The following is a 9042-nucleotide window of genomic DNA, read 5'->3' as shown; positions in this document are numbered from 1 at the left end:
CTAGATAAATATTCGTTCAAATAAAAAGAAAGTATTTCATTTGGCGTTTTTAATCTAATAAAAAGGCTTCCTGTGCCGCAAAACCATCCATCCTCTTTATCATTAATCAGTGCACAACGACCCATTTCTCCTCTTCGGCCCATTATAATGTCACCTTTTTTTAAATGATATTCTTTTAGTTTGTCATATTTGTGGCGATCTACGCATAGTTTAAAGTTGGGAATGATAATACCATTTTTAATATTTGTAGGGTTAATTAGTGGTATACCATTTTCAACATAATCTTCCTTATGAAGCTGGGTTCCAAATGGTCCAGTTTGGATAAATGCTATGTCTTTTAAATCTTTCAACTCCCAACCATTTAATAAAAAAGTTTCATCATTGAATTTTTTTTGAAACGTAGTTTTTAAAAAGTTATCAGCCAGTTTGTTAGCTTGCTCACGTTTTTTGCATACTCCATCGGATTTATCGAGAATAGCAACGATTCTCTCTTGCTCATATAGTGGAGGAAGAGGCATTTCATGTTGCCAGAAAATACTCATTACAACCCTAGGCATTTTTGCACCAGAGACTTGGGTAGATACCCACTCGACAAATGGCTTTGAACGCAGGTAGTAGGATAAATATTTTTTATTTAATCTCTTCTGGTCCGGCTTCATTGGCACTAATTCAGTAGTTGCGATACCCAACTCATCCGGGACAACTACTTTATTTAAATAAGGGCGTAATTTTGAGTACAGAACATGTTCATTATTGAAAAAATGAGTAGATGGGCCTGCACTTGATAAAGGTTGTTTAACTTTATCAATGATTTTTCCTGTATTGGATTCAACTTGATCAAGATTTAACTGCCAAACCAGTTCATCTTCGTCCAAATTAACATTTTTAATTGGAATTGCAGGTGCTACATCCCCTAACTTCACCATCGGCCAACTCACAGCATCCCCTCCAGCTCATCCAGATCCGCCAGAATCTCTTTTTCCAGATCTTTTAATCGCTTCAGTATCACCTTCGGATCTTCATACTCTTCCGCCTGATACACCACTTCTTTATAACGATTAATAGAGAGGTCGTATTTCTGCGCAGCAATATCTTCTTTTGGTACAACAAACGCCGCCTGAGTGCGATCTTTAAAATCAACGTCAGCATCAATCCCTTCTGGGTACTGCTGTTTCAGCAACGAGGCTAATTTCTCGCCCATAAAGTTATCAACCGGTAGCCCGCGTAAAGTACGGTAATGCTTCCAGCTTGCCAGTAGATGCGGCAGATCGTTGTCTTTTATCGGGTTGCGCTTGTCATCCAGGCTGTAGCCGTCATTTTGTAGATCGTAGAACCAGACCTCATCCGTCTGACCGCCTTTGGTGAAGATCAGGATCGCCGTCGCCACGCCAGCGTAAGGTTTAAATACGCCGGAAGGCAGATTGATCACCGCTTCCAGTTGGTTATCTTCCACCAGCGTTTTACGCAGTGACTGGTGCGCCTTACTGGAGCCAAACAGCACGCCCTGCGGCACGATAGTGGCACTGCGTCCGCCAACTTTCAGCATTTGCAGAATACGTGCCAGGAACAGCAGCTCGGTTTTCTTGGTTTTCACCATTGCCGACAGCGTGGAGTCGATATCTTCCTCATCCAGTGAACCGGTAAACGGCGGGTTCGCCAGAATCAGGTTGAAGGCGTTTTTACTGGCCTGCGGGAAGTTAGTGCTGAAACTCTGGCTCATTGTGTCCTGATAGTGAATATCAGGCGCTTCCACGCCGTGCATAATCAGGTTCATGGCAGCGATACGCAGCATGGTGGTATCAAAATCGTAACCGTGGAACATATTGTTATCCACATGGTTACGCCATGGCGTCAGCAGATCGCCGGTAAAGATTTTTTGTTCTTCCAGCTCGCCACGCTCGTTGGTGCCAATCTCAGTATGAATGGATTCCAGCGAGCTGTACTTCTCCAGCAGATATTCATAGCTGGTCGCCAGAAAGCCACCGGTGCCACAGGCCGGATCGCAAATCGTCTCGTCGCGGGCGGGATTCGGCTCCATCATTTCAACCATCGTGCGGATAATGTGGCGCGGTGTGCGGAACTGACCGTTGATCCCGGCAGTGGTCAGCTTGCTTAACAGGTATTCGTAAAGGTCGCCTTTGGTATCGCCGCGATCCAATGGCAGGTTTTTGATCACCTCAACCGCTTTGGTTAGCAATGACGGCTTAACAATCTCCAGACGGGCATCTTTCATAAAGTTGCCCAGCAGCGTTACCTTCGACGCATCGGCCTGGCCGAGCTGACGAAAATGCTGGAATACGCCATCGCGCACCACTTCCATCATCTCATCCGAGCCAAGATTGCTATAGTGACTGAAACGGAACTCCTGCTGTTCTGGCGTAAAACGCGGTTTAAAATCAATACCCGCGATTTGTTTACGCTTCTCGTCACGTTGTTCCTGAGTATCCAGCATCCGGGAATACATTAGATAGGTGATCTGTTCGATTACGGTCAGCGGGTTGGTGATACCACCCACCCAGAAATCTTCCCATAGTCCGTCGATTTTACTTTTTAAGTCACCGGTGATCATTGTTAGCGTTTATATCCTGTTTTAAATACAAAAGCCCCGCTGCCGGGGCTTGTCATGCGTGTATTATACCGTCGCTGCGTCGGTCACAACACCCAGCTCTTCGACTATCTTTTGCAAGCGGGCGATCTGCTCTATATCAGGGAACACACCGGTAACGCCTTCGTTGTGGATATGCGTAAAAGGCTGTTCAAAGAGCTGCCGCATTTCAATGGTGCCGTAATCGCGAATGTGGTTTTTCAGCAATGACAGGAAGCGCAGTTGTTGGCTGGTCAGACTGTTATCAGCGGCGAACTGAGCAAAGCGCACTTCCACCGCGTCGCTGTCCATCCCGATGATGGTACGCAAAAGTTTATCCAGGCTGGCAGTTGCCTGCGGATAGAACTCTTTCAGCGCACGAATATCAACGTTGGGGTTCTGGATCAGCACAAGCTTCGCCAGCTCATCCAGCTCGTTTTGCGTGACTGGCTCGCCGTTGCGGATTTTCTTCAGCACCGGATTTTGCTGGAACAGCGGCTCCAGTGCCCCCTGAACCTGCTGGCGATAGAGTTTGAAATCAATCGAGCGGATATTAGTTTTGCGGGTTTCTGTCTGGATGAGGTTCGCATCTTCGGTAATATCCACCTGTATCGAACCAAATTTTGGCGTCGCGTCTTTTTCCATCAGGTGCATGATCCCACGCAGATGAATGCGAATATCCTCCAGCTCTTCCAGGCTGGCTTGCTTCCACCAGCCTAGATCACGAAGCTGATTGATTCGTTGTCCCTGTTGCTGCACCTGCGCCAAATGCGGCGGCAGGCGCTCCACTTTTTCGACGATGACCGGCCAGAGCACATCCAGCTCTTCCGGGTTGGTATAACGGGCAGTTTGCGCCGCCAGAATATCCATATCAAAGCGTATGGCATCGCTTTGTCCGCGCACGTCCAGCCACTGCATCAGCGGGGCCAGAACAGATAGCAGATCCTGCTGTGTTTTCGGAGAAAGCTGGCGCAGCACCTTTTCATCACTGTACTGCGCTTTTTGCTGCCACTTTTCCTGTACGGCAATCGACTTTTCATCCAGCGCGTTGATCTGCTCGCGGAGCTGGTGAGCGACTAAATCCACCGCCTGTTTGTCGAACTTACGCTGTGCAGCAGCCCCCAGCATAACCCACGCTTCGAAGCGTTTTTGCGCCAGCGATTTTGTAGCTGTTACTTCGGCCTCTTCGGTATGCAGTTCGTGATACTCAAAGTTGCCCCAGTGATCGAAAATACGGAATTTCTGTTTATCCAGCGGCTTGCCGTTTTCATCGTTGCCGTAAAGCCCCGAGCAGAGGCGTGTACCACGGCCAATCATCTGCCAGAACTTCACTTTCGATTTGACCGGTTTGGCAAAGACCAGATTCACAATCTCCGGGACATCAATACCGGTATCGAGCATGTCAACAGAGATAGCGATGGTCAGCTCTTTATTGGTGCTTTCATCCAGCCCTTTAAAATCGTCAATCAGTTGCTCGGCGCGGGGATCGTAGTTGTCGATGACCTGGCAGAAACGTCCGGCAAACTGCGGGTACATGTCGTCGAACAATTCATTCAACAGCAGCGCGTGTTTGTGGTTACGGGCGAAAATGATGGTTTTACCTGGCAGTTGGCCGTCCCGATCTTTCAGGCCATTTTCCATCAGGTTACGCAGGATATAGCGGTTGGTGTCTTTGTTGTAGATCGCCTCATCCAGTGCCTTGCCATCAAATTCCAGCGTATTGGGGTCGATACCCTGTTCTTCCAGCTCACGGATTTGTGCGTCGCTTAATTTCTCCCGTTTAATGCCTTCGCGCAGGAATTCCGTGGTGTGCGTAACGACTTCATAAGGCACCAGATTGTTATCGGCGATAGCATCTTCCAGGCTGTAGTTGGCGGTAGGGATGCGTCCTTCACAACCAAACAGACCGAAAGTGGTTTTGCTCACCATGTCGATCGGCGTGGCCGTCAGGCCAATCTGGAGGGCATCAAAATACTTAAATAGATCGCCGTAGACGTTGTAGATAGAGCGGTGGGATTCATCGGCGATGATCAGATCGAAATAACCGACATCGAAATGGTCCATGATTTTCATCATGCCCGGATAGGTAGCGATGTAGATTCTGGCATTCTGTCTGTCTGCTTTCTTTGATTTCCCGACCACATACAGCGGCTCATTGGTGAACTGATTGAAGGCATTCGCCGCCTGTTTACGCAGCTCTTTACGGTCGCAAAGAAACAGGACGCGTTTTACCCAGCGAGCATCAATCATCAGTTTGCTTAGTGCAATTGCCACGCGGGTTTTGCCTGTACCAGTGGCCTGTACAATTAACGATTGTCGGTACTTGTTGGTAAACCGTTCGCTGACGCGGGCGATGGTTTCAAGCTGATACAAACGTCCGGCAACGGCCTTACCTTCGTTGTCTTTGACATGCGGCACACTATTCAGCGGCAGACGGGTTTCACGCTGCTGAATAAGATATTGCAGGCTTTCCTTGCAATAGAAGCCAAATACCCGGCGCGGAGGATAGCCATGAGTTTTATGGTCGTCCCATAGCCAGATATCGTAGCCGTTGGTGCAGAAGATGACCGGACGCTGACCATATTCTTTTTCCAGCCAGTCTGCATACAACCGGGCCTGAATTCGTCCTTGTTCGGCATTGACGCTGGTTTTTTTGGCTTCCACTACCGCCAGCGGTTTGTGCGCCTCATCCCACAAGACATAATCCGCATAACCGTCGCCGGTTGCGGTAGGTTGTTCTTTAACTGGATGTTCCTGCGTAACCTGATCGGTGTTGTTAAGCTCTTCCCCTACATTCCAGTCAGCAGCAAGCAGGCGGGAGTCAATCAGGCGGCGGCGGGTTTCCGCTTCATCAATAGAAAGAATGTCGACAATATGCTGGTTGCGAGCTCTGGCTTCATTCAGGCGCTGAGTAAGGTGTTCGGCCTTTTCCTGCTCTTGCTGTAGTGCACGTTGTAATGCCAGTTCGCGCTCACGGCTTTCATCTTGAGCCCTGATTGCATCTTCCAGACGTTTTTCATCAGCACGTCCTGAAGATTGTGTTAATGGTGGGAGAGAGAATTTGGGGCAGTCATCAACATTCCCGTGGGCATAGCGAACATACAGCCAAACCCCCAGTAAATATGCTTCTTTAAGCAGCCAGTAAGTATCTTTAGCTTTGATACGTCCGCCGTGCGCGGCGCGGTTACCGTGGATACGTAGCGCATCCATTTTCATGATGATGGCTTCCGGCATCATGCTGGCGAAGACATCGGCGTTCATTAAATCATACAGATTCGCTTTGATACCTTCCGGCAGTCGCTCCTGACGATATAACCAACGCACCATCAATTCGGTGTAGTTACGCAGTTTCACCAGACAGCTTTCTGGATCGGTGTGAACATAACGTTCCGCCATTAATCCCAGCTCAGCCAGTTCCGGCCACTGGCTGCGCAACATTTCAAAATTGAGAGACTGCTCCATCAATCATCGCCTTATGTCGTGGATACAACAGGAATTCTGGAAAGAATATCACACTAATTTAGCTGGCAAAGTGAGCCCGATGACATATGGCAGGAATGAATAGACTGGTGGAGAAGTTATCTCTATGGCAAAGAGAGGAAAAGCTAACTTATTAAGTTTAAAAGGCTAATAACGCGTAAAAACCACATACTCATCCATCAGCTTCGTCAGCGCCGCATTTTTCTCCTGTCGTTGCCCCAGCCAGAAGCAAATTTCCACATGATTCATCCGCTTCAGGTTCTCCAGCCAATCGGTCATCGAAGCCCCCTGCATCAAATCGTGCCAGCACAGCCAGATCAGCTTATGACGAATCTCACGCGCCTTAAATCGCGCGGAAAGGCTGATCAACTTATTGGCTATGCGGCTTTGCTTCAATCTGACACACTCACTCAGTAAAACCCCTTCCATCCCGGCATGGGTGAACAGAAGTTCATTTTCGGTTTCAAGACTTATTTGCAAATCGTTTTGGATAGTCAACGGTTCTGGTCGTGCTTTACCATAAATAATCCGGTAGAGGCATTGCGGCACGACCGCAACCACTGCGCCAGTCTCAGGAAAATGTAACGTTGAGAGCGTAAGAAGATGGCTTGATTGAATATCCGGATGGCACATGCCGTTTCGGACTGCGATATTGGTTAAATCGGCCAACCAGCGTTGGTAGGTGTTAAGTAAATAGTCGTAACGGGCAATGGTTTCTTTCATCGGTAAAGAATCCTTCATCTCTGTAAAACAGACAGCCAGAAACCTCCGCAGCAGGCGGATCGTTAAGCTGGCTGGGAAATATGTGGCAAACACCGGAAAGCGTTACTGACGAGATTGAGCGATACGCTCCTGTAGCCATGCTTCCACTTCACTCTGTAGCCATCGTGAACTTCGCCCCAATTTGATAGGTTTGGGGAATATGCCACCTTTGATGAGTCGGTAAATCCACTTATCACTGACCCCCAGCAGGCGGGTGATGAAAGCCATATCAACAAAGCGATCTTCAAGTAGGGTTGGTTTAACTGTCATGATTTGATTCTCCGGTAGCTAAATGGAAACCGAAGTCGGGGTTATTCTGCTGCCCGCTCCGGCATAGCAACCGGTGCTGCTGTTAAAAACTAACAAAACTTTCTTGGTCTACCCTGCCTTGCAGGCGAGGGAACCTCATTACATCCCCAAATTAGATAACCATATTTTTGGTCTTCTTTTGTTAGATAACTGGCTATACGTCTGAGACTGTTTATGGCTTCGTTATTGTGATATTCAACAACATTGTTAATGTTGTCCTGATGATATTCCTTTGGTTTGCATCGCTGGTATTTTCCCTCGCCATAAGTAATTTGATGCCACAGTTCTCCTGCCTGTGAAATGAATGGGAATGATTTCTGATGTTCCCGGCCATTAAGATAAAAAATAGCATGGGCATGAACTGCCCCTTCTGATGTCCATTCCAGTACCCAGAAGCTACCGATAACGCCAGGAAGGCTGATCATTGCCTGAGTAAGCTCTCTGAGGTCATCTTGTATTTCTATCGAGGAGTTACGAATGAATCGATTCGTACCACGCTGATAATCAAAATCCATTCGAAACGCCAGTATCTTGGCGTGACATGCCAGGATCTGATTGAGATGGTGATTAATCAAATTCAGCAGGAAGTCGTTAGGGATGATTTTCTTTAAATGTGGGTAATGTCTTTGCATTGCTCTGTTCCTTTGGATGAATTCAAAGGAACTAGTGCATCTGTTTTTTCTGTCAAGCAGGGTTCAATCACTTATGACGGATATGTATCATCCCGAGGTTGGGATGTTAGATGTCTATCAATTGGGATCTACTCTCTATAATACCAATTAACCTTAATTATTAATTTTATGAACTTACTCTTGGCTATTAAGACTTTTTATCATCCTCCGTACTCTATTCTCCCTTGTATAATAAGAGGTAACCTACTGGACCATTCCGATAATAACTATACAGGTGCGTTGGTTGCGCCCACCCGCTCCAGTCACATAGTTATCTATGCTCCTGGGGACTCGCGGGCTGGTCATCGTCCTGTAACTCTAAATCGATTGGGTGTAGATAGCCACTGGTATGTGCAGACGATGATGCAGGGTACATGATTCATCAATTTCTTAAACTGTAAGCATGTGATAGGCTTTTTTAACAGCTACGGACAAGCCTTTCCTGGATTTTTTCATTACCATTTTATTACCTATTGATTATCATTTGGTTACTGTTTTATTATCCTTTAATTACTTCAATGATGAGTGTGTAGAAGGTACGATGAAAGGACGATTTAGCTCAGATTCAGATTACGATAGTCGCTTATGCGGCTACATCAGTCAGGCGTTGAAAAGCCAGTCCATTACATTCACGAGCCATTTAATGAAATCAGGGGTGGACAATTGGATAAGGTTTCTACATAAAGAAATACCCGAAATTAATACCGACATTGATGTTGAACAAACAAAATTATTACTGGATAACATAGTTAGTTCCGCATTAGAAAATGTATATAAATTCAGTGATTTCTCTTGGATTGAGGACAGTGACCGGGCTTGTTACTGGATGTGGTGTAACATTTACACAATGCCTGCGCTCTTTTTTTCACCACCTATTAAGAAACCAGGCGTAACTCCTTATATTTTTTTGGGCTGTGATCCCCTCCCTGGAAATAGCAGGGCACGATTCTTTAATATTGTGAATTTTTTTGATCGATGGATTAACCCTCAAGGCAAACGTAGATTTTTAAATGAAATGAGAAATTCTTACAGACAGATTACTTGTAAAAAAAACGCACTATCATTTCTGTCGCCCAAGAAAAAAGATGATTGTCTGTGGGCATGGAATTATCTTAGTGAAAGAAAAATGATTGGTGAATACATTACGCCCATAATGGATAACCCACATGACGTTTATCTGGCTGTCAATGCAGCATTTGATATATGGTGTACTTCCACTGTTTTACTTGATGAAAC

At 46.4% G+C, this 9042-nt stretch carries 7 protein-coding genes; 1 reads left to right on the top strand and 6 read right to left on the bottom strand.

The window, feature by feature from the left end:
• From HU019_RS19755 to HU019_RS19730, 6 genes are all read right to left on the bottom strand, one after another.
• A partial coding sequence (locus HU019_RS19755; RefSeq protein ID WP_174850520.1) for a restriction endonuclease subunit S occupies positions 1–938 on the bottom strand: 938 nt, incomplete at its 3' end.
• Positions 935–2569 carry a type I restriction-modification system subunit M gene (locus tag HU019_RS19750; protein WP_032250300.1) on the bottom strand — a complete coding sequence of 545 codons (1635 nt, stop codon included), beginning with the start codon at positions 2567–2569 and terminating at the stop codon, positions 935–937. The genes HU019_RS19755 and HU019_RS19750, both read right to left, overlap by 4 nt.
• A gap of 63 nt (positions 2570–2632) precedes the next feature.
• Complete coding sequence (locus HU019_RS19745) at positions 2633–6046, bottom strand: DEAD/DEAH box helicase family protein (RefSeq protein WP_174848230.1); 3414 nt, start codon at positions 6044–6046, stop codon at positions 2633–2635.
• 165 nt (positions 6047–6211) lie between these two features.
• The gene (locus tag HU019_RS19740) at positions 6212–6787 is read right to left on the bottom strand and encodes a hypothetical protein (protein ID WP_039026318.1); all 576 of its coding nucleotides are present in this window, start codon (positions 6785–6787) and stop codon (positions 6212–6214) included.
• Between the two features lie 102 nt (positions 6788–6889).
• Positions 6890–7096 carry a helix-turn-helix transcriptional regulator gene (locus HU019_RS19735; protein ID WP_039026317.1) on the bottom strand — a complete coding sequence of 69 codons (207 nt, stop codon included), beginning with the start codon at positions 7094–7096 and terminating at the stop codon, positions 6890–6892.
• Between the two features lie 89 nt (positions 7097–7185).
• Positions 7186–7767: a rolling circle replication-associated protein gene (locus HU019_RS19730; protein ID WP_039026316.1), complete on the bottom strand. Its 582-nt coding sequence runs from the start codon at positions 7765–7767 to the stop codon at positions 7186–7188.
• Positions 7768–8347: 580 nt separating this feature from the next.
• Between HU019_RS19730 and HU019_RS19725 the strand changes: the two genes are divergently transcribed.
• A partial coding sequence (locus tag HU019_RS19725) for a hypothetical protein (RefSeq protein WP_174850519.1) occupies positions 8348–9042 on the top strand: 695 nt, incomplete at its 3' end.

It is taken from the genome of Yersinia artesiana, assembly GCF_902726545.1.
Lineage (GTDB): Bacteria > Pseudomonadota > Gammaproteobacteria > Enterobacterales > Enterobacteriaceae > Yersinia > Yersinia artesiana.
This window is presented reverse-complemented; position numbering and strand designations above follow the sequence as displayed.